This window comes from Streptomyces sp. NBC_00376, from assembly GCF_036077095.1.
Lineage (GTDB): Bacteria > Actinomycetota > Actinomycetes > Streptomycetales > Streptomycetaceae > Streptomyces.
The window spans coordinates 6542246-6565687 of sequence record NZ_CP107960.1 but is presented as its reverse complement, the minus strand read 5'-3'; the positions used below and the strand labels follow the sequence as shown (position 1 = coordinate 6565687).

The window sequence follows — 23442 nt, the reverse complement described above, 5'->3', positions numbered from 1 at the left end:
CACCATGCGCACGCACCGCATCACCCAGGCAGCCGTCGCGGCCGTCCTGCTCGCCGGTACGGTCCTCGTACCGCCCGCCCTCGCCGCCACACCGGCCGGCGCACCCGCGACGAGCGCCGAGGCCCGGGCGCGGGCCGCCGCCGTGCCCTTCACCGCGGCCACCGCCAAGCGCGCCGCCGACGGCGGCTACACCATCTCCTGGTCCTCCGCCGCCCGATCGGTGACCGTCACCGCCGTCACCTCCCCCGACGCCACCACCGGCACCCCGGTGGGCACCGCAGCCGGCACCGGTTCGCTGACCGTCCCCGCCGCAGCCCTCGCCGAAGCGGGGCGCTGGTACTTCCGGCTGGTACCGGACAGCGGCTCCCCGCTCGTCGTCGCCGACCGTTCGCTCGGGATCGATTCCGCCCGCAACTTCCGGGACATCGGCGGCTACCGCACCACCGACGGCCGCTGGGTGCGCCCGGGTCTGGTCTACCGCTCCAACAAGATCAACAGCCTCACCGACGCCGAGCAGCAGCGCCTGCTCTCCCAGCGCCTCACCCTCGATGTGGACCTGCGCAACGCGGTGGAGCGGCACGACGACCCGGACCGGCTGCCCGCCGGCGTGAAGTACCAGGTCGCCGATGTGGTGTCGCTCAGCCATGGCATCCGCTTCCACGACTCGGCCCTGATGACCCTGGCCGAGGCCATCGCGGCCGGGCTGTTCTCCGGCTCGTCCGACCTCGGCCAGTCCATCGGCTACCCGTTCATGGTCAACTTCGTGGGCGCCGACTACGCCTTCCACGACCTGCTCACGGCCGTCGCCACGAACGACTCCGGCGCGACGGTCTACCATTGCAGCTCGGGCAAGGACCGCACCGGCTGGAGCACCGCCGTCCTGCTCACCCTGCTCGGCGTCCCGCGCGAGACCGTCGAGGCGGACTTCCTCGCCAGCAACGACTACCTGGGCAACCCGAAGGCCGTCGAACTGAGCTGGCTGCGCGCGGCGTTCGACGAGGTGGACCATCTGTACGGCGACTTCGGCACCTACGTACGCGAGGGCCTGAAGATCGACGACGCGACGGTGGCCGCACTGCGCACCAAGCTGCTGACCGACTGACGCACCTTCACCACCCGGTGTGCCGAGGAGCGGTGTCCCCGCCGACCAGCGGCGGACGGCCGCCCGTCAGCACATCGGGTGCCGTCGGCCCGTCAGCGCATCGGGTATCGGCCGTCCCTCAGCACATCAGGTGCCGACCCGTCCCTCAGCACATCGGGTACCGGCCCTCCGGCCAGGTGACCGCGTGCTCGGACTCCAGGCACAGGTCGTCGGCCACCTCGGTGATCACCGTGCGGCCCTCGGTCGCCACCAGCCAGGACGGCGGAAGGTGTACGTCCCCGTGGCGTGCGCCGAGCAGGTTGCCGCAGACCGCTCCCGTGGAGTCGCTGTCGCCCGAGTGGTTGACCGAGAGCAGCAGCGCCCCGGCCACCTGATCGGCGCCGGGCAGCACCAGAGCGCAGTAGACAGCGATGGCGAGGGCCTCCTCGGCGACCCAGCCGGCCCCCAGCGTCTCCACCTTCTCACCGGTCGGCGCGCCCTCCGCGGCCAGGTCGACGGCGGCCCGCAGCGCCTTCGCCGTCTCCTCGTGCCCCGGGTGGCGGCGCAACAGCTCCATCGCCCTCAGCACGGCGCCCGCCATCGAGTCGCCCTCCAGGAGGTGCGCGACGATCGCGGCGAGGGCCCCGGCCGCGTACGCGCCGGTCGGATGGCCGTGGGTGATCTGCGCGCACCAGTACGCGAGCCGGAAGCTCTCCTCGGCGTCCTGGCCCACCAGCCCGAAGGGGGCGGACCGCATCACCGTGCCGCACCCCTTCGACCCGGTGTTGACGGGGCCGGGCTCACCGAGCCGGTGCGTCGGCTCGGGGACGTGGCCGGTGGCGAGCCCGGTCAGGCAGGCGTTGCCCGGGGCCCGGCGCGCGTACAGCCAGGGCTGCCGCCGGAGCCAGCCGGTCCGGATCGGGTTGTCACCGCCCGCGACGGGCGGCGCGGGGTGGTTCTGGGTGTCCAGCCAGCGCAGGTAGGCGTTGCGTACGAGCGCGGTCTCGGCACCGCCGATCCCCTTCGACTCCGCCCTGGCGTGGGCCCTGATCAGCGCTTCGGCCGTGAACAGGGTCATCTGCGTATCGTCCGTGACCCGTCCGACGACCCCTTCCTCGTCCGGGAGGAGCCCCTGTACGCCGTGCTCACCGTGCGCGCGACGGATGCCGGCCAGGGACAGGAACTCCACCGGGTTTCCCAGCGCGTCCCCGATCGCCCCGCCCAGCAGGCAGCCCCGCACCCTCGACCTGCGGCCGGTGCGGTCCTCCCACGATGTGCCGTTCACGCGCGATCTCCTCAGTCCGACGTCGACATGTCCCAAAACGCCGTCGTGGGTCCATCCTGGTAGGAGAGGCGATCGCCATGCGTACCGGCAATGAACCGACGACTGCCCGCAGTCCACTGCGGCTGCGGCTCTGGCTGAGTCTATGGGGGCTGGCCTGGGCCGTCTTCGGCCTGGCGGCCTTCACGCTGACCGGCCGACCGGGCTGGGCCGCCGCCTGCGGCCTGCTGCTCCTGCTGGTCCTGGTGGATATGGCGGTGATCGTGCACCACATCCACCAAGGCCCGCACTACCAGCCCGGCCGCGACATCCCGCCGTACGAACCCGACCACGGCGGACGCGGCAGGTACGGGCACTGAACCGGGCCGGGCGGGCGCGTACCCGCCCGGCACCGTCGTCTCAGTCCTGGGCCGGGAATCGGGCCGCCTTCAGGTACTCCGGGTTCGGGTCGAGCGCGGCGGCCAGCCGGAAGTGACGGGCGGCCCGGTCGGTGCGGCCTGCTCGCTCGAAGGTGCGGGCCAGCGCGAAGTGCGCGAAGGCGTTGTCCGGTTCGCGCTCCAGGACGAGTTCGAATTCGAGCTCGGCGGGGCGCAGCTGGGCGGCGGCGAAGAACGCGCGGGCGCGCAGCAGCCGGGCCGCGGTGTTCTCCGGATGGGCCGCGATCACCGAATCGAGCAGCTTCACCGCGCCACGGGGGTCGCGCGCGGCCAGCAGTTGTTCGGCCGCGCGGAAGTCGATGACGTCGGTCTCCGGGGTCCTCTCGGGCACGGTCTCGTCCTTCCCTTCGTCACCGAGTCCTCGACTCGTCACCGGGTCCTCAACGTCCGGGCGCGGTCCGGTATTCCGGTCCTGGCCGGGGCCGGGGCCGCCCGCGGACGCCCGCCCGGTCCGCCGGTGCCCGGGTCAGCCGGCCTCGGCGGCCCGCCCGGTCAGCTCCGACCAGACCTTGCGGACCTGCGGCTCCAGGTTCTCCAGCGGCCCGTCGTTGTCGATGACCAGATCCGCCACGGCCCGACGCTGCTCCCGGGTGGCCTGGGCGGCCATCCGGGCGCGGGCCTCGGGCTCGGTCATGCCGCGCAGCCGTACGAGCCGGTCGAGCTGGGTTTCGGGGCTCGCGTCCACGACGACGACCAGGTCGTAGAGCGGCGCCAGACCGTTCTCGGTGAGGAGCGGGACGTCGTGGACGACGACCGAGTCGGGGCCCGCGGCCCGCTCCAGCTCGGCGGAGCGGGCGCCGACCAGGGGGTGGACGATCGCGTTGAGAATGGCGAGCCGGTCCGCGTCGGCGAAGACGATCGAGCCGAGCTTCGGCCGGTCCAGGGTGCCGTCGGCGGTGAGGATGCCGGCGCCGAACGCCTTGACGACGGCCGCGAGCCCGGGTGTCCCCGGCTCGACGACCTCCCGGGCGATCCGGTCCGCGTCGATCAGCACGGCTCCGTATCCGACGAGCAGCCGTGACACTTCACTCTTGCCGGCGCCGATCCCACCGGTCAGGCCCACTTTCAGCATGCCCTGCAGCCTAAGGGCTGTCCGGCAGCGGCGATCAGGCGTCCCCCTCGCGCTCCGCGAGGAACCGCTCGAATTCGAGGCCGATCTCGTCGGCGGACGGCAGGTCCACCGGCTCGGCGACCAGGTTGCCCCGGGTCTCGGATCCGGCGACCGCGTCGTACTGGTGCTCAAGGCCCTCGACGAGCGAGACGAGCTCCTCGTCGCCCTGGTCGATCTGGCGGTCGATCTCGGTCTGGGTGCGGTGCGCCTCCGTGCGCAGCGCATGGGCGACGCTCGGCAGGACCAGGCCGGTCGCGGCGGTGACCGCCTCCAGGGCGGTGAGCGCCGCGTCCGGGTACGCGGAGCGGGCGACGTAGTGCGGCACATGGGCGGCGACACCGAGGACGTCGTGTCCGGCCTCCATCAGCCGGTACTCCACCAGGGCCTCGGCTGAGCCGGGCACCTGCGCCTCGTCGAAGGGGCTGCGGTGGCCGGGCATGAGGTCCGTGCGGTTGCCGTGCGGGGTGATGCCGACGGGGCGGGTGTGCGGGACACCCATCGGGATCCCGTGGAAATTCACCGCGAGGCGGACGCCGAGGCGCTCGACGATCTGCTCGACGGCGGCGGCGAAGCGCTCCCACTCCACGTCGGGCTCGGGCCCGGAAAGCAGCAGGAAGGGCGCTCCGGTGGCGTCCTGCACGACCCTGACGTCGAGCGTCGGGGTCTCGTAGGCGGCCCAGCGGTCGCGCCGGAAGGTCAGCAGCGGGCGCCGTGCGCGGTAGTCGACGAGACGGTCGTGGTCGAATCTGGCCACGACCTGGTGCGGCAGCGTTTCGAGCAGGCCGTCCACGATCTGCTCGCCGGTCTCGCCCGCGTCGATGTATCCCTCGAAGTGGTAGAGCATGACCAGGCCGGCCGACTCCTGCGCGAGCGCCATGTCGACGACGGCCAGGCCTTTCGGCTCCCATTCGTACAAACTCTGCGGATCAGGCACGGTTACCGCTCCTCCTCGTGTTCCTCGAGAAGAACGTCCGGCAGGGCACATGCATTCCCGGACTGTGCCCTTTCACCGGCCGGTTCATGCCCGATCCGACGCGAGAACCCGGGCGCGGCTCCCGAGGCGGACTCCCCTGACGGGCGTCCACCTTCCCCTTGGAGATACAGGCGTTGGAGTTCATGTCGATGAACACCTCTACGAGGAAGCCGAGTTCACGACCGGCCCGAGGCCACCGCATCCGTGGGCGGGCGAGCAACGGGCCGTCAGTTTCCCGTGCACCACACAGGCGTTCCTCCGTTCACCCGGTCCGCCGATCCACCCTCGCCCGGCATTGGTCCAGACATTGACACCGCCGCACCCCATCCCTACCGTCACTGGGCAGAGCGTTCAGAGACTCGCCCCACATTCATGTACGAGAACCTCGAACTCCTTCGACGGGAAGGCACCCCCATGCGCACCCGCACTCTCCTCCCGGCCCTGCTGGCCGCCGCGCTCGCCACCGGCGGCCTCGCCCTCGCCTCCGCCACCACGGCGGGTGCGGCAACGGTCATCGACGTGAGCACCGCCGCCCAGCTCAAGTCCGCCCTCACCGCCGCCGCCCCCGGCGACACCATCCGGCTCGCCGACGGCGCGTACACCGGCAACTTCAAGGCGACCGTCCCCGGCACCGCTTCCGCCCGGATCACCCTCACGGGCTCGGCCAAGGCGATCCTCACGGCCGGCGGAGGCTACGGACTGCACCTCAACGGGGCCTCGTACTGGACGGTCGAGGGCATCACGGTCACCGGCGGCCAGAAGGGCATCATGGCCGACACCGCCACAGGGGTCGTCATCGATTCGGTGACCGTGCACGACCTGGACATGGAGGGCGTCCACTTCCGCAAGTCCAGCAGGAACGGCGTCATCAAGAACTCGCGGATCTACGACACCGGGCACGACGGCCGCGGCATGGGCGAGGGCGTCTACGTCGGCACGGCCGGCGATCTCTCCGACCGGAGCGACGGGGTGCAGATCCTGCGGAACACGATCGGCCCGGGGGTCGGCGGCGAGAACATCGACATCAAGGAGGGCACCACCGGGGCGAGGATCATCGGCAACACCTTCGACGGCAGCGGGCTGACCGGCGCCAACTACGACGACTCCTGGGTCGACGTGAAGGGCAATGACGTACTCGTCGAGGGCAACAAGGGCTCCCGTACGACCAACAACGGCTACGAGACCCACACTCAGCAGAGCGGCTGGGGCTGCGGCACCGTCTTCCGTGACAACACCTCGGACCTGACCGGCGCCGAGGGCGACAAGCAGCTCGCGATCAACGTCACCAACTACGGCACGGGCTGCCCGACCACCGTCCACAGCAGCAACACGGTGACCGGCGGCAAGGGCCTGACCAACATCACCGTCACCCCGTAACCGCCGCCCGGCGGAAACGAGTGAGGCCCGCTCCCCTCGGGGAGCGGGCCTCACTTTTCAGCTACTGCGGTCGATCACCGACCGGAGGGGGTGCAGAGCGTCAGCTCTGGCCGCCCGCCAGCTTCTCGCGCAGGGCCGCCAGGGCCTCGTCCGACGCCAGGGCGCCGGAGTTGTCCGCGGACTCCGAGGAGTACGAGCCGCCACCGCTGCCGCCGGAGGCAGCCGGGGCGCCACCGGCCGGGGCAGCAGCGCCCTCGGCAGCAGCGGCCTCGTCGGCCTCGCGGGACTTGATGACCTGGGCCTGGTGCTGCTCGAAGCGCTGCTGCGCCTCGGCGTACTGCGTCTCCCACGCCTCGCGCTGGGTCTCGTAGCCCTCGAGCCAGTCGTTGGTCTCGGGGTCGAAGCCCTCGGGGTAGATGTAATTGCCCTGGTCGTCGTAGGACGCGGCCATGCCGTACAGGGTCGGGTCGAACTCGACCGAGGCCGGGTCGGCACCGAAGGACTCGTTGGCCTGCTTCAGCGAGAGGCTGATGCGACGACGCTCGAGGTCGATGTCGATGACCTTGACGAAGATCTCGTCGTTGACCTGGACGACCTGCTCCGGGATCTCCACGTGGCGCTCGGCCAGCTCGGAGATGTGGACCAGACCCTCGATGCCCTCGTCGACGCGCACGAACGCACCGAACGGAACGAGCTTGGTGACCTTACCGGGAACGACCTGCCCGATCTGGTGCGTGCGGGCGAACTGCTGCCACGGGTCTTCCTGCGTCGCCTTGAGCGACAGGGAGACGCGCTCGCGGTCCATGTCGACGTCGAGAACCTCGACGGTGACTTCCTGGCCGACCTCGACAACCTCGGAGGGGTGGTCGATGTGCTTCCAGGACAGCTCGGAGACGTGCACGAGACCGTCGACGCCGCCGAGGTCCACGAACGCACCGAAGTTGACGATCGAGGAGACGACGCCGGAGCGGACCTGGCCCTTCTGCAGGGTCGTGAGGAACGTCTGGCGAACCTCGGACTGGGTCTGCTCCAGCCAGGCACGGCGGGACAGGACCACGTTGTTGCGGTTCTTGTCCAGCTCGATGATCTTGGCCTCGAGCTCCTTGCCCACGTAGGGCTGGAGGTCGCGGACACGGCGCATCTCGACGAGGGAGGCCGGCAGGAAGCCACGGAGGCCGATGTCGAGGATGAGACCACCCTTGACGACCTCGATGACGGTACCGGTGACGATGCCGTCCTCTTCCTTGATCTTCTCGATCGTGCCCCAGGCACGCTCGTACTGAGCGCGCTTCTTGGACAGGATGAGGCGGCCTTCCTTGTCCTCCTTCTGGAGAACCAGGGCCTCGATCTCGTCGCCGACCTTGACGACCTCGTTCGGGTCGACGTCGTGCTTGATCGAAAGCTCGCGGGAGGGGATGACGCCTTCGGTCTTGTAACCGATGTCGAGCAGGACCTCGTCCCGGTCGACCTTCACGATGACGCCGTCGACGATGTCGCCGTCGTTGAAGTACTTGATCGTCTCGTCGATCGCGGCGAGGAAGGCTTCCTCGTTACCGATGTCGTTGACCGCTACCTGCGGGGTGGTGGCGGTGGTCTCGGTGCTGCTCGTCATGTGGGAAAGGGCTCCGGTACGGACAGTGAGTCGTAGGTACTGCTACGCCGGGAGCCCGTATCACCTCTGCAGAAGCCGGACAGCTCCGGAAGCACCGAACCCGCTGGACGGGAGACGCCTCGTGAACCGAGGGGACATACAACAGATGCGAGCGCGGCCTGCTAGGTCTGAGGCGCGCAGGCTCGCGGCGCAACTTGTAGCATACGGGGGCAGCCGGGCACGGTCAATGCGCGAAGGCGCACACCGGGGGCGCAACGGCTCATATCCGGCACAACTCGTGTTCCCCGAGGCCAGATCGGCCCCAGGAGACAAACCATGGGCACGGGAGCCGTACCCACAGGTACCCCCAGGTACGTACCGCGTGCGGCGGGGTGAAGGCAAACTACAACGACGGACACGATGAGCCAAGAGATCTACCCGGCCGAACCCGAGGCGACGCGCCGCGACGCGTCACAGACCGAGAGCAGCCGGGCCAGTCGCGGCTGGTGGGACCGGAACGCCGACGAGTACCAGAGCGACCACGGCGCCTTCCTCGGGGACGACCGGTTCGTCTGGGGTCCGGAGGGGCTCGACGAGGCGGAGGCCGGTCTGCTGGGCCCCGCCGGGTCGCTGCGCGGCCTGGACGTCCTGGAGATCGGCGCGGGCGCCGCGCAGTGCTCCCGCTGGCTCGCCGCTCAGGGCGCCCGCCCGGTGGCGCTGGACCTCTCGCACCGGCAGTTGCAGCACGCGCTGCGGATCGGCGGCAGCGATGTGCCGGCGGTCCGGCTGGTGGAGGCGGACGCCGGGGTGCTGCCGTTCCGGGACGGCTCCTTCGACCTGGCGTGCTCCGCCTACGGCGCGGTGCCCTTCGTCGCCGACCCCGTGCGGGTCTTCCGCGAGGTGCGCCGGGTGCTGCGCCCCGGGGGCCGCTGGGTCTTCTCGGTGACGCACCCGGTCCGCTGGGCGTTCCCGGACGAGCCGGGGCCCGAGGGCCTCTCGGTCGCGGCCTCCTACTTCGACCGCACCCCCTACGTGGAGCAGGACGAACGGGGCGAGGCCGTGTACGTCGAGCACCACCGGACGCTGGGCGACCGGGTGCGGGACGTGGTGGCCGGGGGCTTCCGGCTGGTCGACCTCGTCGAACCGGAGTGGCCCGCCTGGAACCACCAGGAGTGGGGCGGCTGGTCCCCGCTGCGCGGAAACCTCATCCCCGGCACGGCGATCTTCGTCTGCGAACGGGACTGATCCCGTAGCGCCACCGGGGTACGGGAGCGGGTGCGGGCCGTACGAGACTGGGGGCGTGATCCGTACCGACGCCCTGGACCAGTTGCCCGTACGCACCGCTGTGCCCGCCCTGGAGCGGGCGCTCGACGACCGCGGCGTCGCGGTGCTGTGCGCGCCGCCCGGCACCGGCAAGACGACCCTCGTACCGCTGGTCCTGGCCGGTCTGGCCGGCGGCGGTCCGGTGCGCCGGGTGGTGGTCGCGGAGCCGCGGCGGATCGCGGCACGGGCGGCGGCGCGGCGGATGGCGTGGCTCATCGGGGAGCGGGCCGGCGGCCGGGTGGGGTTCACGGTCCGCGGGGAGCGGGTGGTGGGGCGCGACACGGTGGTGGAGGTGGTGACCACCGGTGTGCTGCTCCAGCGGCTCCAGCGCGACCAGGAGCTGGCCGGGGTCGACGCGGTGATCATCGACGAGTGCCACGAGCGCCATCTGGACGCGGACACGGTCGCCGCGTTCCTGCTCGACGTGCGGGAGGCGATCCGGCCCGATCTGCGGCTGGTCGCCGCGTCCGCGACGACGGACGCGCAGGGCTGGGCGCGGCTGCTGGGCGATGCCCCGGTGGTCGAGGCACAGGGGGTCTCGCATCCCGTGGAGGTGGTCTGGGCGCCGCCCGCCGCTCCGGTGCGTCCGCCGCACGGGATGAGGGTCGATCCGGCGCTGCTGACGCATGTGGCCGCGACGGTGCGCCGGGCGCTCGCCGAGCGGGACGGCGACGTGCTGTGCTTCCTTCCGGGCGTCGGCGAGATCGGCCGGGTCGCGGGGCAGCTGGCCGGGGTGGCCGCCGAGGTGCTCCAGGTGCACGGGCGGGCTCCGGCGGCGGTGCAGGACGCGGTGCTGGCCGGTTCGTCCGGCGAGGGGCGGCGGGTGGTGCTGGCGACCTCGGTGGCGGAATCGTCCCTCACGGTGCCCGGGGTGCGGGTCGTGGTCGACTCGGGGCTGGCCAGGGAACCGCGCACCGATCACGCGCGGGGGCTGAGCGCGCTGACGACGGTACGGGCCTCGCAGGCGGCCGGAAGGCAGCGCGCGGGCCGGGCCGGACGGGAGGCGCCCGGGGCGGTGTACCGGTGCTGGGCGCAGGCGGAGGACGGGCGGCTCGCCCGGTTCCCGTCCCCGGAGATCAAGGTCGCGGACCTGGCGGCGTTCGCGTTGCAGGCGGCGTGCTGGGGTGATCCGGACGCCTCCGGGCTGGCGCTGCTCGACCCGCCGCCCGCGGGTGCGATGAGCGCGGCGCGCGAGGTGCTGACGGCGGTCGGCGCGGTGGACGCGGAGGGCCGGGTGACCGACCGGGGCGTACGGATGTCCCGTCTGGGCCTGCATCCGCGGCTGGCGCGGGCGCTGCTGGACGGCGCCGACGAGGTGGGCGGGCGGCGGGCGGCCGAGGTCGTGGCGCTGCTGAGCGAGGAACCGCCGAGGGAGTACGGGGACGATCTGGCGGCCGCGCTGCGTGCCGCCCGGCGGGGCGGGGACGGGTACGCGGCGCGCTGGCGGCAGGAGGTGCGGCGGCTGTCCTCCTTCGTCGCGGACGCGGGCGGGGGGTCCGGGCCGGACGACGCGGCCGTGGGCCTGGTGGCCGCGCTGGCGTTCCCGGAGCGGGTGGCTCGGGCCCGGGGCGAGGGGGCGTTCCTGATGGTTTCGGGGACGGGTGCGGAGCTGCGGGACGGATCGGGGCTGCGCAGCGCGCCGTGGCTGGCGGTCGCGGTCGCCGACCGGCCCGCGCACTCGGCGTCCGCGCGGGTGCGGCTCGCGGCCGTCATCGACGAGGACACGGCACGGGTGGCCGCCGGGCATCTGCGGTTCGCGGGCGAGGAGGTCCACTGGGCCGGCGGCGACGTGGTGGCCCGCCGGGTGGAGCGGCTGGGCGCCGTCGAGCTTTCGGCGCGCCCGCTGAAGCAGCCGGCACCGGAGCTGGTGCGTGGGGCGCTGGTCGAGGGGCTGCGGCGCGAGGGACCAGGACTGCTGCGCTGGACGCGGGAGAGCGAGCAGTTGCGGGAGCGGCTCGCGTTCCTCCACCGTGAGCTGGGCGAACCCTGGCCGGACGTGTCGCGGGACGCGCTGCTGGAACGTACCGACCAGTGGCTGGAGCCCGAGCTGTCCCGGGCCCGGCGGCGCTCCGATCTGGCGCGGATCGACGCGGGGCAGGCGCTGCGGCGGCTGCTGCCGTGGGCGACCGGCGAGGCGGTGCGGCTGGACGAGCTGGCGCCGGAGCGGATCGAGGTGCCGAGCGGTTCCCGTATCAGGGTGGAGTACGGCGGGGCACAGCCGGTGCTCGCGGTGAAGCTCCAGGAACTGTTCGGTCTGCGGGAGACCCCGCGGGTGGCCGGGGTGCCGGTCCTGGTCCACCTCCTCTCCCCGGCCGGCCGGCCCGCCGCCGTCACCGCCGATCTGGCGTCGTTCTGGCAGGACGGCTACCGGGCCGTGCGGGCGGAGCTGCGCGGCCGCTATCCGAAGCACCCGTGGCCGGAGGACCCCACCACGGTGGAGGCGACCCGGTTCACGAAGGCGCGGCTCAAGCGGGAGCAGGAGTAGGGGCGGGGTCCGGTGTCGGGTCCGGGCGGCGGGAGCGGGCCTCCAGCCACAGGGCGAGGGCGAGCAGTCCGGCGCCGAGGACCAGGAAGCCCCAGGGCAGGTACGAGGTGAGGAGCAGGACCAGCAGGCGCTGGGACTTGACCAGGTCGACGATCGATTCGACGTAGTCCGGGCGCATCTTCACGTGCCCGGCGAACACGGTCATGGTGTCCTGCGGCATCCCCATCTTCTTGGCGTTGCGCAGCTCCTCCTTGTGGATCTCCTCGCCGTTGACCGGCGCTCCGGTGACCGGGTCGATCCAGAACATCCGCTTGGTGGTGTACCAGCGGGTCATGCCCGTCTTCGCGATCTGTTCCGGGGTGACGCCCTTGATCGGCATCTTCTTCGGCATCGGGACCTTGGTCCACGGGATGGTCTGCTCGAAGTAGTAGACGTCCATGCCGTGGAAGGTGCGGTTGCCCTTGTAGTGGATGGGCGAGCTGGTGCGGGTCTGGGCGTCGAAGTACTCGTAGTCGCGCTTCTCGGTGAGGAAGGGCCACTTGAACTCGATGCCCTCGCGCCGGACCGGGTCGCCGTCGACGGATTCGCCGGTGGCGTGGACGGGGGCCTGGCTGTGGGCGTCGAAGATGTAGCGCTCGGGGATCTGGGAGACCATCTTGCCGTCCGGGCCGGCCACGAAGCTGAGGGCGTCCCAGACGACGACGTCGCGTCCGGCGCTGCGCTCGATCTTCTCGGACTCCTCGACGTTGCCCTTGAGGGTCTGCACGATGGTGACCTTGGGGACCGTCTTCACCTTCATGTTGTCGTTGTAGTCGAGGAGGGTGGCGGGCTTCGCCTCCAGCACCGTCTCCTGGTACTGGCTGGGCGGGATCTTCGCCAGCCTGGGGAAGACGTACCAGCGCATCAGTGGCGACATGGCGGCGAAGAAGACGGCGAATGCCAGGAGTACGAGGCTGGCTCGGCGGCGCATGTGGGTGCCCTCCCTCGGCTTCGGTTGCTTCCGGTGGTCAGTGCCGGTGAGGGGCACTAGTTCTTGGGGCCCGGGATGGTGGTCAGCAGGGGTTTGGGTGAGGTCTCTCCGGGCGGGGCGCCGATCGCCGTGATGGTGAAGACGAGCGCGAGGGCTGCGGCCAGCCCGATGGCGGCGGCGACGAGAGCACGCATGCCGGTCCTCCCGGAGAGCATGGATCTGATGGGTCGTCAGGGTTGGGGCACCGTAGCAACGCGGGCGCGAGATGAGAACACGTAGAACAGCCCCTCTGCCGGGTGGTGGCGGAGGGGCTGCTGCGACGTGCGGAGGAACGGGGCCCTAGGTCAGGCGGCGGGCGTCCCGGACGGCTCGGGCGTCTCGGAGGCGTCGGGCGTCCCGGAGGGATCGGGCGTCGCCGAGGGTTCGGACGCCTCGACCTTCAGCTCGATGACGACCGTGGCGCCGCCCTCGGTGGTGAGGCGCAGCTTGTAGGTGCCCGCGGTGCCGTCGGCGTAGATCGCGGGCAGCTTCAGGGTGCCGTCGGCGCCGGTCTTCAGCCCCGTGAGGGTACGGACCGTCTTGCCGTCGGCGTCCTTGAAACAGGGGCCCTTGTCGTTCTCGGCCGGCTTCTCGGCGTCGGTGATCATGGTGGCGGTGACGGCGACCCCGGACGCGATCTTGCCCTTGTAGGTGGCCTTGACCTCGACGGTGTCGGCGAACTCGGCACCGGGCGCCGCGGTCAGCGCCTTGTCGTCGGTCCTGGCGATCGCGTCGGCCTGGCGGGCGGTGACGGTCGCGCCGTAGGTGACGGGGGGCAGCGAGCGGCCGGTGGCGGTGGCCCGCACCGTGAACTTCCCGGCCTTCTCGCCCGCCTTCAGCACCGGGGCGGTGACCGTTCCGTCGGCGCCGGTCCGGAGGGTGACCGCCTTCTTCCCGCCGTCGAAGGCGGCGTCGGTGTCACCGGCGACGGTGAAGGTCACGGACACCTTGGCGAGCGGGCCGCCGAGGCTGTTCTTGGCCCGCACCTTGATCCGCTCGGCGAAGGCGTCACCCGCGGTGGCCGCGAGTGTGCCCGTACCGGCGTTCTCCACGGCCGCGAGGGTCTCGGACGGCGTCGGCTCCGGGGTCGGGCCGGTCGATCCGCCGCCACCCGGCTTCGAGGGGCCGGGGCTCGGCGTCGGCTTTCCGGGGCCGGACGGCGAGGGCGACGGGCTCGGGCTGCCGGAGTCGCGGTCCGCACCTGAGCCAAGACCGGGCGGCACGGCGCCGGTTCCGTCGGGAATCTCGTGGGTGCCGCGCTTGTAGTAGTCGAACCACGAGCGGACGGTACGCAGATAGGCGTCCGAGTGGTTGTAGCTCAGGACCGCCCGGTCGAGGTCCGCGGCGAGGGACAGATCGCGGGAGCCGGCGCAGAGGTAGCGTCCGGCGGCGAGCGCCGCGTCGTAGATGTTGTTGGGGTCCTTGCGGCCGTCGCCGTTGCCGTCCTGGCCCCAGGTCGCCCAGGTGGACGGGATGAACTGCATCGGGCCGACGGCACGGTCGTGGGTCGAGTCCCCGTCGTACGCCCCGTTGTCGGTGTCCTTGATCATGGCGAAGCCCCGGCCGTCGAGGACCGGGCCGAGGATCGGCGAGAACGTGGTGCCGTTCGCGTCGACCCGGCCGCCGCGGGCCTGGCCGGACTCGACCTTGCCGATCGCGGCGAGCAGCTGCCAGGGCAGCCGGCAGGCGGCGTCGCTGCCGGCGACGGTCTGCTCGGCCTTCTTGTACGCGGCCAGGATCGAGGCCGGGATGCCGGATTCGGCGCTGCCGGTGACGGGCAGATTCGTGGACGTGCCCGGCTTGTTGGGGGTGTTCAGCGGGGGCAGGTCCGTGTAGTACGGCGAGTTGCCGGTGGCCGCGCTGTCGTCGGGCGGAGGTGTCGACCCGGTGGCCTGCGGGTCGCCGCTCCCGGTGACCAGAGTGGCGCCCGGGGCCCCCGAGGCGGAGAGCGCCGCCACGGCAACGGCGGCCACAGCGGTGGTGGTCGCCCCCTTGCGAAGCCGGCGACCGAATTGCGCTGCCATACCTCAGGCCCCTCCCCTTCGAGAAAGTCCCCGCTCCCCAGCGACAGGACTCAGGCGACCCTACGGCAACTTGTGCCACCGGGACACTGTGCACTGACCGGTTCTTACCTGTTTTTCACGTTCCCGACGGCAAGTTGTACGGCGGCGCACGGACTGGACACGGCAGGCCGCGGTGGCCGGACCAGGACACGGCAGGCCTGGGCGCACGGACTGGGCACGGCAGGCCGCGGTGGCTCGCGCATACTTGCCGCCATGCCGTTCACACTGAGTCATGCCGCCGCCGTGCTGCCCGGGATGCGGCGGGACGGGACGGCGCGTGGGCCGTTGTTCGCCTCGGCCCTCGTCGCGGGTTCGTTCGCCCCCGACATGACGTACTACGCGGACACCGCGATCCCCGGTGCCATGGAGTTCGGGCAGGTCACCCACTCGGTGTGGGGCGTGTTCACCGTCGACGTGCTGATCACCGCGGCCGTGGTGGCGTTGTGGCTGCTGCTGCGCGAACCGCTGGTGGCGCTGCTGCCGGGCAACTGGCAGGGGCGCGTCCACGCGTTCGTACGTGGACGGCCCGCGGCCCGGGGTGTCCGGGCGGCCGCGGGGTTCGTGGTGTCGGCGATGGCCGGGGCCGCCACCCACGTCGTCTGGGACGCCTTCACCCATCACGACCGGTGGGGTGTGCGCCTGGTACCGGTGCTCGACGGGAGCGTCGGCGGATTCCCGGTGTTCCAGCTGGTGCAGTACGGCAGTTCGGCGGTGGCCCTGGCGGTGCTCACCTGGTTCACGGCGTCGGGGCTGCGCGGGACCGGCGCTCGCCCGGCCCCGCCGGCGGTGCCGGTGCTGGACCGACGGGGCCGGTGGGCGGCGGGAGTGCTGCTGGGCGTCTGCCTGCTGCTCGGCGTCGTCCACCGGTGCGCGCGCTGGTACGCGTACTTCGGGCACATCGACACCCCGCTGGACATCATCCCGACCGCCTGCTTCGGCGCCGGGGCGGGGCTGGCGGTGGGTCTGGTGCTGTACGGGGCCTGGATGCGGCTGCGGATGCGGCGACCGCGCCCGGCCGCACCCGCGGTCGCCGGACGGGCCTGACCCGGATACCCGGACGGGCCGGGGCAGCGTGCCCCCGCCCGTCCGGCGCCCTCGCAGGGTCAGTGCGCCGCGGACTCCCAGTCCGTACCGACGCCCACCGAGACATCCAGCGGGGCGCGCAGCTGCACGGCCGTGGACATCTCGTGGCGCAGGATCTCCTCCACCTGCGCCCGCTCGCCCTCGGCGATCTCCAGCACGATTTCGTCATGGACCTGGAGCAGCATCCGGGACTTCAGCTTCGCCTCGGTCAGCGCCCGGTCGACCTGGAGCATGGCGACCTTGACGATGTCCGCGGCCGTGCCCTGGATCGGTGCGTTGAGCGCCATCCGCTCGGCCATCTCGCGGCGCTGGCGGTTGTCGCTGTTGAGGTCGGGGAGGTAACGGCGGCGGCCGAAGACCGTCTCCGTGTATCCCGTGGCCCTGGCCTCCTCCACCACCCGGTGCAGATAGTCACGCACTCCGCCGAACCGCTCGAAGTAGGTGTCCATCAGGCCGCGTGCCTCGCCCGCCTCGATGTTCAGCTGCTGGGACAGGCCGAACGCGGAGAGCCCGTACGCGAGTCCGTAGCTCATGGCCTTGATCTTGCGGCGCATCTCCGGGTCGACGGCCGACTTGTCGACGCCGAAGACCTGCGAGGCGACCGTGGTGTGCAGGTCCTCGCCGGAGGTGAACGCCTCGATCAGGCCGGCGTCCTCGGAGAGGTGGGCCATCACCCGCAGTTCGATCTGGCTGTAGTCGGCCGTCATCAGCGTCTCGAAGCCCTCGCCGACGACGAAGCCGCGGCGGATGGCCCGGCCCTCGTCCGTACGGACCGGGATGTTCTGCAGGTTGGGGTCGGTGGAGGAGAGCCGGCCCGTCGCCGCCACCGTCTGGTTGAACGTGGTGTGGATACGGCCGTCCGCCGCGATCGTCTTGATCAGACCCTCGACCGTGACCCGCAGCTTGGCCTGCTCACGGTGGCGCAGCATGATCACGGGCAGCTCGTGCTCGGTCTGCGCGGCGAGCCAGGCCAGCGCGTCGGCGTCCGTGGTGTACCCGGTCTTCGTCTTCTTCGTCTTCGGCAGGCCCAGCTCACCGAAGAGGACCTCCTGGAGCTGCTTGGGCGAGCCGAGGTTGAACTCACGGCCGACCGCGGCGTGCGCCTCCTTCACCGCCTGCTGGACCGCACCGGCGAACTGCTGCTCCATGCCTTCCAGATGGGCCCGGTCGGCGGCGATGCCGTGCCGCTCCAGACGGGCCAGCAGCGCGGACGTCGGCAGCTCCATGTCGTGCAGCAGCCCGGCCGCGCCGACCTCCGCGAGCCGTGCGGTGAACGCGTCGCCCAGGTCGAGGACCGCGCGGGCCTGCGCCATCAGGGACTCGGCCTCGGCCTGGTCGTCCGCGCCGAAGGCCAGCTGCCCGTCGGACGCCGCGGCGGGAGCCAGCTCACGGCCCAGGTACTCCACCGCCAGCGCGTCCAGCGCGAAGGAACGACGGCCGGGCTTGACGAGATAGGCGGCCAGCGCGGTGTCCATCGTGACGCCTTCGACCTGCCAGCCGTGCTCCGGGAAGACCCGCATCGCGCTCTTCGCGTTGTGCATGACCTTGGGCCGGTCCGCGTCGCCGATCCACGCGGCGAACGCCTGCTCGTCGGCCTCGTCGAGCGCGGCCGGGTCGAACCAGGCCGCCGCCCCGTCCGCCGCCGCCAGCGCGACCTCGGTGACCGCGCCACTGCCCACCGCCCAGGTGTCGACCGTGGCCACACCGAGCGGCTGCCCGCCGTGCTCGGCGAGCCACGGCGCGAGCTCGCCGGCGCCCAGCACCGCACCGTCCAGCTCGACGCCCGCGGCGGGCGCCGGCGCCTCGTCCTCGGCCGCGCCCGGGTCGACGGCCAGCAGCCGCTCGCGCAGGCTCGGATTACGGATCTCCAGGACATCCAGCACACCCGTGACCGCCGCGCGGTCGTACGGGGCACGCTCCAGGTCCTGCGGGGTCTTCGGCAGCTCCACGTCACGGACCATCTCGGTCAGCCTGCGGTTCAGCCGCACCGCGTCCAGGTGGTCCCGGAAATTCTGCCCGGCCTTGCCCTTGACCTCCTCGGCCCGCTCGACCAGCTCGGCGAACGAACCGAACTGGTTGATCCACTTCGCGGCGGTCTTCTCACCCACACCGGGGATGCCCGGCAGGTTGTCCGACGGGTCACCGCGCAGCGCCGCGAAGTCCGGATACTGCTGCGGCGTGAGCCCGTACTTCTCCTCGACCTTCGCCGGGGTGAAACGCGTCAGCTCCGAGACGCCCTTCGTCGGGTACAGCACCGTGATGTTGTCCGTGATCAGCTGGAACGAATCCCGGTCACCGGTGACGATCAGCACCTCGAAGCCGGCCGCCTCGGCCTGCGTGGCCAGCGTGGCGATGACGTCGTCCGCCTCGAAGCCGTCGACCGCGAAACGGTCCGCGTGCATCGCGTCCAGCAGCTCGCCGATCAGCTCGACCTGCCCCCTGAACTCGTCCGGGGTCTTCGAGCGGTTCGCCTTGTACTCCGGGAACTCCTGCGAGCGCCAGGTCTTGCGGGAAACGTCGAACGCCACCGCGAAATGCGTCGGCGCCTCGTCACGCAGTGTGTTCGCGAGCATCGACGCGAAGCCGTACACCGCGTTCGTCGGCTGCCCCGACCCTGTCGTGAAATTCTCCGCAGGCAGCGCAAAGAACGCCCGGTACGCCAGGGAGTGCCCGTCCATCAGGAGCAGGCGCGGTCGGTTGTCTGCCGTCTTCTTCGATGCCGTCTCAGCCACGCCCCCGATCCTGCCACGGACCACTGACATTCCCGACCGACCCGGCTAGGACAGCCCGCAGGGGCTCTCCCCGTCAGTGCCACGTGTCAGTGCCGCATGACAGGATCGGCAAAGGAACAACGGCAGCTCAAAGGGGAGCACGCAAATGGCCACCAAGCCGCCCACAGGAGATCCGGTCCAGGACGCGCCGCGGGTCGAGCCGGCCCAGCACGCCGCCGCCGGGCTGCCCGCCGTCGCCCACAGCCTGCTCGTCGCACAGCAGCAGATGGGCGTGCGGCGCACCGCACAGACCCTCCTCAAGGTCAACCAGAAGAACGGCTTCGACTGCCCCGGCTGCGCCTGGCCCGAAGGCGACAAGCGGCACACGGCCGAATTCTGCGAGAACGGCGCCAAGGCCGTCGCCGAGGAAGCGACGCTGCGCCGGGTCACCCCCGACTTCTTCGCCGCGCACCCCGTCGCCGACCTCGCCACCCGCAGCGGGTACTGGCTGGGCCAGCAGGGCCGGATCACCCAGCCGATGTACCTCCCCGAGGGCGCCGACCGGTACGAGGCGGTGCCCTGGGAGCGCGCCTTCGACATCATCGCCGAGGAGCTGCGCGCGCTCGGCTCCCCCGACGAGGCCCTCTTCTACACCTCGGGCCGCACCAGCAACGAGGCCGCGTTCCTGCTCCAGCTGTTCGCCCGCGAATTCGGCACCAACAACCTCCCCGACTGCTCCAACATGTGCCACGAGTCCTCCGGCTCCGCACTGACGGAGACCATCGGCATCGGCAAGGGCAGCGTCTTTCTGGAGGACCTCCACCAGGCGGACCTGATCATCGTCGCCGGGCAGAACCCCGGCACGAACCACCCCCGGATGCTCTCCGCCCTGGAGAAGGCCAAATCGGCCGGAGCGAAGATCATCTCGGTGAACCCGCTCCCCGAAGCCGGCCTGGAGCGGTTCAAGAACCCGCAGACCCCGCTCGGCATGATCAAGGGCGCCGCGCTCAACGACCTCTTCCTCCAGATCCGGATCGGCGGCGACCAGGCCCTCTTCCGGCTCCTCAACAAAATGATCCTGGAGACCGACGGCGCCGTCGACGAAACCTTCGTACGGGAGCACACCCACGGTTACGAGGAGTTCGCCGCCGCCGCCCGCGAGGCCGACTGGGAAGAGACCCTCACCGCCACCGGCCTCGACCGCCGGACCATCGAAGAGGCCCTCGCCATGGTCCTCGCCTCGAAACGCACCATCATCTGCTGGGCCATGGGCCTCACCCAGCACAAGCACTCCGTGCCGACCATCCGCGAGGTCGTCAACTTCCTGCTCCTGAGGGGCAACATCGGCCGCCCCGGCGCCGGGGTCTGCCCGGTCCGCGGCCACTCCAACGTGCAGGGCGACCGCACCATGGGCATCTTCGAGCGCCCCGCCCCCGCCTTCCTCGACGCCCTCGACGCGGAATTCGGGATCACCTCACCGCGCCACCACGGCTACGACGTCGTCCGCTCCATCCAGGCCCTGCGCGACGGCGACGCCAAGGTCTTCTTCGCCATGGGCGGCAACTTCGTCGCCGCCACCCCCGACACCGACGTCACCGAGGCCGCGATGCGCCGCGCCCGCCTCACCGTCCACGTCTCCACCAAACTCAACCGCTCGCACGCCGTCACCGGCACCCGCGCACTGATCCTGCCGACACTGGGCCGTACCGACAAGGACGTCCAGGCGAGCGGCAAGCAGTTCGTCACCGTCGAGGACTCCATGGGCATGGTCCACGCCTCACGCGGCAACCTCACCCCCGCCGGCCCCCACCTGCTCTCCGAACCCGCCATCGTCGCCCGCCTCGCACGCGCCGTCCTCGGCCCCGGATCACGCACCCCCTGGGAAGAGTTCGAGAAGGACTACTCGACGATCCGCGACCGCATCTCCCGCGTCGTCCCCGGCTTCGAGGACTTCAACGCCCGCGTCGCGCGCCCCGGCGGCTTCACCCTCCCGCACGCCCCCCGCGACGAACGCCGCTTCCCCACCACGACCGGCAAGGCCAACTTCACCGCCGCCCCCGTCGAGTACCCCGAACTCCCCGAAGGCAGGCTGCTGTTGCAGACCCTGCGCTCCCACGACCAGTACAACACCACCATCTACGGCCTCGACGACCGCTACCGCGGCATCAAGGGCGGCCGCCGCGTCGTCCTGGTCAACCCCGACGACGCCCACACCCTCGGCCTGGCCGACGGCGCGTACACCGACCTCGTCAGCGAGTGGAAGGACGGCGTGGAGCGCCGGGCCCCCGGCTTCCGCGTCGTGCACTACCCCACCGCCCGGGGCTGCGCCGCCGCCTACTACCCCGAGACCAACGTGCTGGTCCCCCTCGGCTCGACCGCCGACACCAGCAACACCCCGGCCAGCAAGTCCGTCGTCGTCCGCTTCGAGAACACCACCGCATGACCGGACCGAGTGACCGACCACACAGTCCCTAAGCGTCCGCTCAGTCGTCTGATAAGAACGGTGCACACAGCAATGAAACAGTGAACCATCGCAGACGATCGGAGCCGGACCCATGGGCGAGCACACCGCACCCAAGTTCCCCCAGGAGATCATCGACGAGTACGCCGCCCTCGGCGTCGACCTGCCCGCGCTCTTCTCCGCCGGCCACCTCGGCGAACGCATGGGCGTCACCATCGTCGAAGCCTCCGCGGACCGCGTCGTGGGCACCATGCCCGTCGAGGGCAACACCCAGCCCTACGGACTGCTGCACGGCGGCGCCTCCGCCGTACTCGCCGAGACCCTCGGCTCCGTCGGCTCCATGCTCCACGGCGGCGCCGGCAAGCTCGCCGTCGGCGTCGACCTGAACTGCACCCACCACCGCGGCGTGCGCAGCGGACTCGTCACCGGCGTCGCCACCCCCGTACACCGCGGCCGCTCCACCGCCACCTACGAGATCGTCATCACCGACGAACAGGACAAGCGGGTCTGCACCGCACGCCTGACCTGCCTGCTCCGCGAAGCCCCCCGCCCCGAAGCCGCCTGACGGGCCGGAACACACCGCACAGCACACCACGACACCACTGCCCGGCCGGAACACAATCCGGCCGGGCAGTGCCATACCCGCCCACAACCACCGCCGCACCAAGCGCAGTTGGCGACCGAATGCGCCAACACCCTTGACCGGAACCCACGTTGTGTGGCCCACTCGGCCCCCCACATACACCACACCGCGTCGATCACATCACCGCCGATGTGACAGTGCGTAATCGCCGCCCGGTCCGCGGACACCCCGACGCGACCCCACCCACCCGGCCGCACAGCCGCCGGGCACCTCGCCATGCCCTCGCGCACCACACCCCGCCCCACCTCGCGCGACAGCAGCATGATCGGCTCAAGCCCCTTAGCAGAGCTGCGCGTTCTCAACATGCGGTCACTTCACCGTCCGGTAAAAAGCCGTACATGTCCGCACAGCCACCTCAAGCCTTCCTCAACGGCATAACAAGACAGTCACATCCTGCGGCGGACCCATCCCGGACCCCCACACCTGCGCCTAGAGTCACCGCCAGTCACCGCGCCGCCGGGCACGTCTGCAACACGCCCCTCTACCACCCAGTACGGCCCGGCGAACGTCACGGCACCTCAAGCAGAGGAGGCCGCGCCAGGGAAAGGACCTTTCGTGCGACACCGTTCTTTGCTCATACTCACCACCGTGCTCACGACCGGAGCACTCACCCTCACCGCCTGCGGGTCGCGCGACGACAGCAAGAAGAGCAGCGACGGCGGCGGCACCCAGACCGTCGTCATCGGCGTCGACGCGCCGATCACCGGTGACCTGTCCGCCCTCGGCCTCGGCATCAAGAACTCCGCCGACCTCGCCGCCAAGACGGCCAACAAGGAAAACACCGTCCCGGGCATCAAGTTCGAGGTCAAGCCGCTCGACGACCAGGCCCAGCCCTCCGTCGGCCAGCAGAACGCCCAGAAGTTCATCGACGACGAAACCGTCGTCGGCGTCGTCGGCCCGCTGAACTCCGGCGTCTCCCAGTCGATGCAGAAGCCGCTCAACGACGCCAACCTCACCCAGGTCTCCCCCGCCAACACCGGCACGGAGCTCACCCAGGGCGAGAACTGGAAGACCGGCGACAAGAAGCGCCCCTACAAGACCTACTTCCGCACCGCCACCACGGACCAGATCCAGGGCGCCTTCGCAGCGAAGTACCTCTTCAACAACGCGAAGGTCAAGCAGGTCTACCTCATCGACGACCAGAAGCCCTACGGCGCCGGTCTCGCCGCATCCTTCAAGAACACCTTCACCACCCTCGGCGGCAAGATCGTCGGCTCCGACCACGTGAACCCCGACGACCGCGACTTCAACGCCGTCGTCACCAAGGTCAAGAAGTCCGGCGCCAAGGCCGTCTACTACGGCGGCGAGTACCCCGCCGGCGCACCCCTGAGCCAGCAGCTCAAGGACAGCGTCCAGATCCCCCTCATGGGCGGCGACGGCATGTACAGCGCCGACTTCATCAAGCTCAACAAGAAGGCCCAGGGCGACATCGCCACCTCCGTCGGCAAGCCCGTCGAGGAGCTCGACTCCGCCAAGAAGTTCATCGCGGACTACAAGACCGCCGGATACAAGGACGCCTACGAGGCCTACGGCGGCGGCACCTACGACGCCACCTGGTCGATCATCGAAGCCGTCAAGATCGCCGTCGCCGACAACGGCGGCAAGCTCCCCACCGGCGACGACACCCGCACCAAGGTCCTCGCGGCCATGGCCAAGGTCAAGTTCGACGGCGTCACCGGCCCCGTCTCCTTCGACGAGTACGGCGACACCACCAACACCATGATGACCGCCTACCAGGTCGACGGCGGCAAGTGGACCTCCAAGCTCAGCGAGGCCTACAAGCCGTAACAAGCTCCCCGGGCCACGCCTGAC

General features: G+C 71.1%; 18 protein-coding genes. 9 read left to right on the top strand and 9 right to left on the bottom strand.

The genetic code is table 11. From position 1 onward, the window contains the following. Positions 1 to 4: 4 nt before the first annotated feature. A complete protein-coding gene (locus OG842_RS29600) occupies positions 5 to 1102 on the top strand; it encodes a tyrosine-protein phosphatase (protein WP_266736557.1) in 1098 nt (365 codons plus the stop codon). 145 nt (positions 1103 to 1247) lie between these two features. Here the strand turns inward: OG842_RS29600 and OG842_RS29595 are convergent, their stop codons facing one another. After that, positions 1248 to 2366 (bottom strand): ADP-ribosylglycohydrolase family protein, encoded by a 1119-nt coding sequence (locus OG842_RS29595; RefSeq protein ID WP_266736559.1) that lies wholly within the window; start codon positions 2364 to 2366, stop codon positions 1248 to 1250. Positions 2367 to 2443: 77 nt separating this feature from the next. Between OG842_RS29595 and OG842_RS29590 the strand changes: the two genes are divergently transcribed. Further along, positions 2444 to 2722 carry a DUF6343 family protein gene (locus OG842_RS29590; protein ID WP_266736561.1) on the top strand — a complete coding sequence of 93 codons (279 nt, stop codon included), beginning with the start codon at positions 2444 to 2446 and terminating at the stop codon, positions 2720 to 2722. A gap of 40 nt (positions 2723 to 2762) precedes the next feature. Here OG842_RS29590 and OG842_RS29585 read toward each other — a convergent pair whose 3' ends face one another. From OG842_RS29585 to OG842_RS29575, 3 genes are all read right to left on the bottom strand, one after another. Then, on the bottom strand, positions 2763 to 3131 hold the full coding sequence (locus OG842_RS29585; protein ID WP_266736563.1) for a tetratricopeptide repeat protein: 369 nt from the start codon (positions 3129 to 3131) through the stop codon (positions 2763 to 2765). Between the two features lie 135 nt (positions 3132 to 3266). Continuing rightward, on the bottom strand, positions 3267 to 3872 hold the full coding sequence (coaE, locus tag OG842_RS29580; protein WP_266736565.1) for a dephospho-CoA kinase: 606 nt from the start codon (positions 3870 to 3872) through the stop codon (positions 3267 to 3269). A gap of 34 nt (positions 3873 to 3906) precedes the next feature. Beyond that, complete coding sequence (locus OG842_RS29575) at positions 3907 to 4845, bottom strand: PAC2 family protein (RefSeq protein WP_266736567.1); 939 nt, start codon at positions 4843 to 4845, stop codon at positions 3907 to 3909. Positions 4846 to 5298: 453 nt separating this feature from the next. On the opposite strand from OG842_RS29575, the gene OG842_RS29570 reads away from it, so the two are divergent. After that, positions 5299 to 6261, top strand: a complete 963-nt coding sequence (locus OG842_RS29570; RefSeq protein ID WP_266736569.1) for a right-handed parallel beta-helix repeat-containing protein — start codon at positions 5299 to 5301, stop codon at positions 6259 to 6261. A 100-nt stretch (positions 6262 to 6361) separates the two neighbouring features. Here the strand turns inward: OG842_RS29570 and rpsA are convergent, their stop codons facing one another. Further along, on the bottom strand, positions 6362 to 7873 hold the full coding sequence (gene rpsA / locus OG842_RS29565; RefSeq protein WP_072483117.1) for a 30S ribosomal protein S1: 1512 nt from the start codon (positions 7871 to 7873) through the stop codon (positions 6362 to 6364). 399 nt (positions 7874 to 8272) lie between these two features. Between rpsA and OG842_RS29560 the strand changes: the two genes are divergently transcribed. Both OG842_RS29560 and hrpB read left to right on the top strand, forming a co-directional pair. Then, positions 8273 to 9097: a class I SAM-dependent methyltransferase gene (locus OG842_RS29560; protein ID WP_266736571.1), complete on the top strand. Its 825-nt coding sequence runs from the start codon at positions 8273 to 8275 to the stop codon at positions 9095 to 9097. A gap of 55 nt (positions 9098 to 9152) precedes the next feature. Beyond that, positions 9153 to 11660, top strand: coding sequence for an ATP-dependent helicase HrpB (hrpB, locus tag OG842_RS29555; RefSeq protein ID WP_266736573.1), 2508 nt, complete (start codon positions 9153 to 9155; stop codon positions 11658 to 11660). Here hrpB and OG842_RS29550 read toward each other — a convergent pair. The 3 genes from OG842_RS29550 to OG842_RS29540 form a co-directional block, all read right to left on the bottom strand. Continuing rightward, positions 11641 to 12630, bottom strand: a complete 990-nt coding sequence (locus tag OG842_RS29550; protein ID WP_266736575.1) for a DUF3068 domain-containing protein — start codon at positions 12628 to 12630, stop codon at positions 11641 to 11643. The two genes, hrpB and OG842_RS29550, sit on opposite strands and share 20 nt — an antisense overlap. Before the next feature lie 56 nt (positions 12631 to 12686). Beyond that, positions 12687 to 12824 (bottom strand): SPW_0924 family protein, encoded by a 138-nt coding sequence (locus OG842_RS29545; protein WP_266736577.1) that lies wholly within the window; start codon positions 12822 to 12824, stop codon positions 12687 to 12689. Positions 12825 to 12974: 150 nt separating this feature from the next. After that, entirely contained in the window at positions 12975 to 14693 is a 1719-nt protein-coding gene (locus tag OG842_RS29540) for a lytic transglycosylase domain-containing protein (protein WP_266736579.1), read from the bottom strand. A 252-nt stretch (positions 14694 to 14945) separates the two neighbouring features. On the opposite strand from OG842_RS29540, the gene OG842_RS29535 reads away from it, so the two are divergent. Continuing rightward, positions 14946 to 15776 carry a DUF4184 family protein gene (locus OG842_RS29535; protein ID WP_266736581.1) on the top strand — a complete coding sequence of 277 codons (831 nt, stop codon included), beginning with the start codon at positions 14946 to 14948 and terminating at the stop codon, positions 15774 to 15776. 59 nt (positions 15777 to 15835) lie between these two features. Here the strand turns inward: OG842_RS29535 and polA are convergent, their stop codons facing one another. Next, positions 15836 to 18547, bottom strand: a complete 2712-nt coding sequence (gene polA / locus OG842_RS29530; RefSeq protein ID WP_266736583.1) for a DNA polymerase I — start codon at positions 18545 to 18547, stop codon at positions 15836 to 15838. A 145-nt stretch (positions 18548 to 18692) separates the two neighbouring features. Here polA and OG842_RS29525 point away from each other — a divergent pair, with 145 nt between their 5' ends. The 3 genes from OG842_RS29525 (at position 18693) to OG842_RS29515 (ending at position 23418) form a co-directional block, all read left to right on the top strand. After that, positions 18693 to 20969 (top strand): FdhF/YdeP family oxidoreductase, encoded by a 2277-nt coding sequence (locus OG842_RS29525; protein WP_266736585.1) that lies wholly within the window; start codon positions 18693 to 18695, stop codon positions 20967 to 20969. Between the two features lie 112 nt (positions 20970 to 21081). After that, the gene (locus OG842_RS29520; RefSeq protein WP_266736586.1) at positions 21082 to 21552 is read left to right on the top strand and encodes a PaaI family thioesterase; all 471 of its coding nucleotides are present in this window, start codon (positions 21082 to 21084) and stop codon (positions 21550 to 21552) included. Positions 21553 to 22200: 648 nt separating this feature from the next. Continuing rightward, positions 22201 to 23418, top strand: coding sequence for a branched-chain amino acid ABC transporter substrate-binding protein (locus tag OG842_RS29515; protein WP_266737356.1), 1218 nt, complete (start codon positions 22201 to 22203; stop codon positions 23416 to 23418). Positions 23419 to 23442 lie beyond the last annotated feature (24 nt).

What these genes read in the sequence shown, in the direction of transcription:
- OG842_RS29600 (WP_266736557.1), top strand. Translation starts at nt 5, where the DNA reads ATGCGCACGCACCGCATCACCCAGGCAGCCGTCGCGGCCGTCCTGCTC.
- OG842_RS29590 (WP_266736561.1), top strand. Translation starts at nt 2,444, where the DNA reads ATGCGTACCGGCAATGAACCGACGACTGCCCGCAGTCCACTGCGGCTG.
- coaE (WP_266736565.1), bottom strand. Translation starts at nt 3,872, where the DNA reads ATGCTGAAAGTGGGCCTGACCGGTGGGATCGGCGCCGGCAAGAGTGAA.
- OG842_RS29570 (WP_266736569.1), top strand. Translation starts at nt 5,299, where the DNA reads ATGCGCACCCGCACTCTCCTCCCGGCCCTGCTGGCCGCCGCGCTCGCC.
- rpsA (WP_072483117.1), bottom strand. Translation starts at nt 7,873, where the DNA reads ATGACGAGCAGCACCGAGACCACCGCCACCACCCCGCAGGTAGCGGTC.
- OG842_RS29560 (WP_266736571.1), top strand. Translation starts at nt 8,273, where the DNA reads ATGAGCCAAGAGATCTACCCGGCCGAACCCGAGGCGACGCGCCGCGAC.
- OG842_RS29550 (WP_266736575.1), bottom strand. Translation starts at nt 12,630, where the DNA reads ATGCGCCGCCGAGCCAGCCTCGTACTCCTGGCATTCGCCGTCTTCTTC.
- OG842_RS29545 (WP_266736577.1), bottom strand. Translation starts at nt 12,824, where the DNA reads ATGCGTGCTCTCGTCGCCGCCGCCATCGGGCTGGCCGCAGCCCTCGCG.
- OG842_RS29540 (WP_266736579.1), bottom strand. Translation starts at nt 14,693, where the DNA reads ATGGCAGCGCAATTCGGTCGCCGGCTTCGCAAGGGGGCGACCACCACC.
- OG842_RS29535 (WP_266736581.1), top strand. Translation starts at nt 14,946, where the DNA reads ATGCCGTTCACACTGAGTCATGCCGCCGCCGTGCTGCCCGGGATGCGG.
- OG842_RS29525 (WP_266736585.1), top strand. Translation starts at nt 18,693, where the DNA reads ATGGCCACCAAGCCGCCCACAGGAGATCCGGTCCAGGACGCGCCGCGG.
- OG842_RS29520 (WP_266736586.1), top strand. Translation starts at nt 21,082, where the DNA reads ATGGGCGAGCACACCGCACCCAAGTTCCCCCAGGAGATCATCGACGAG.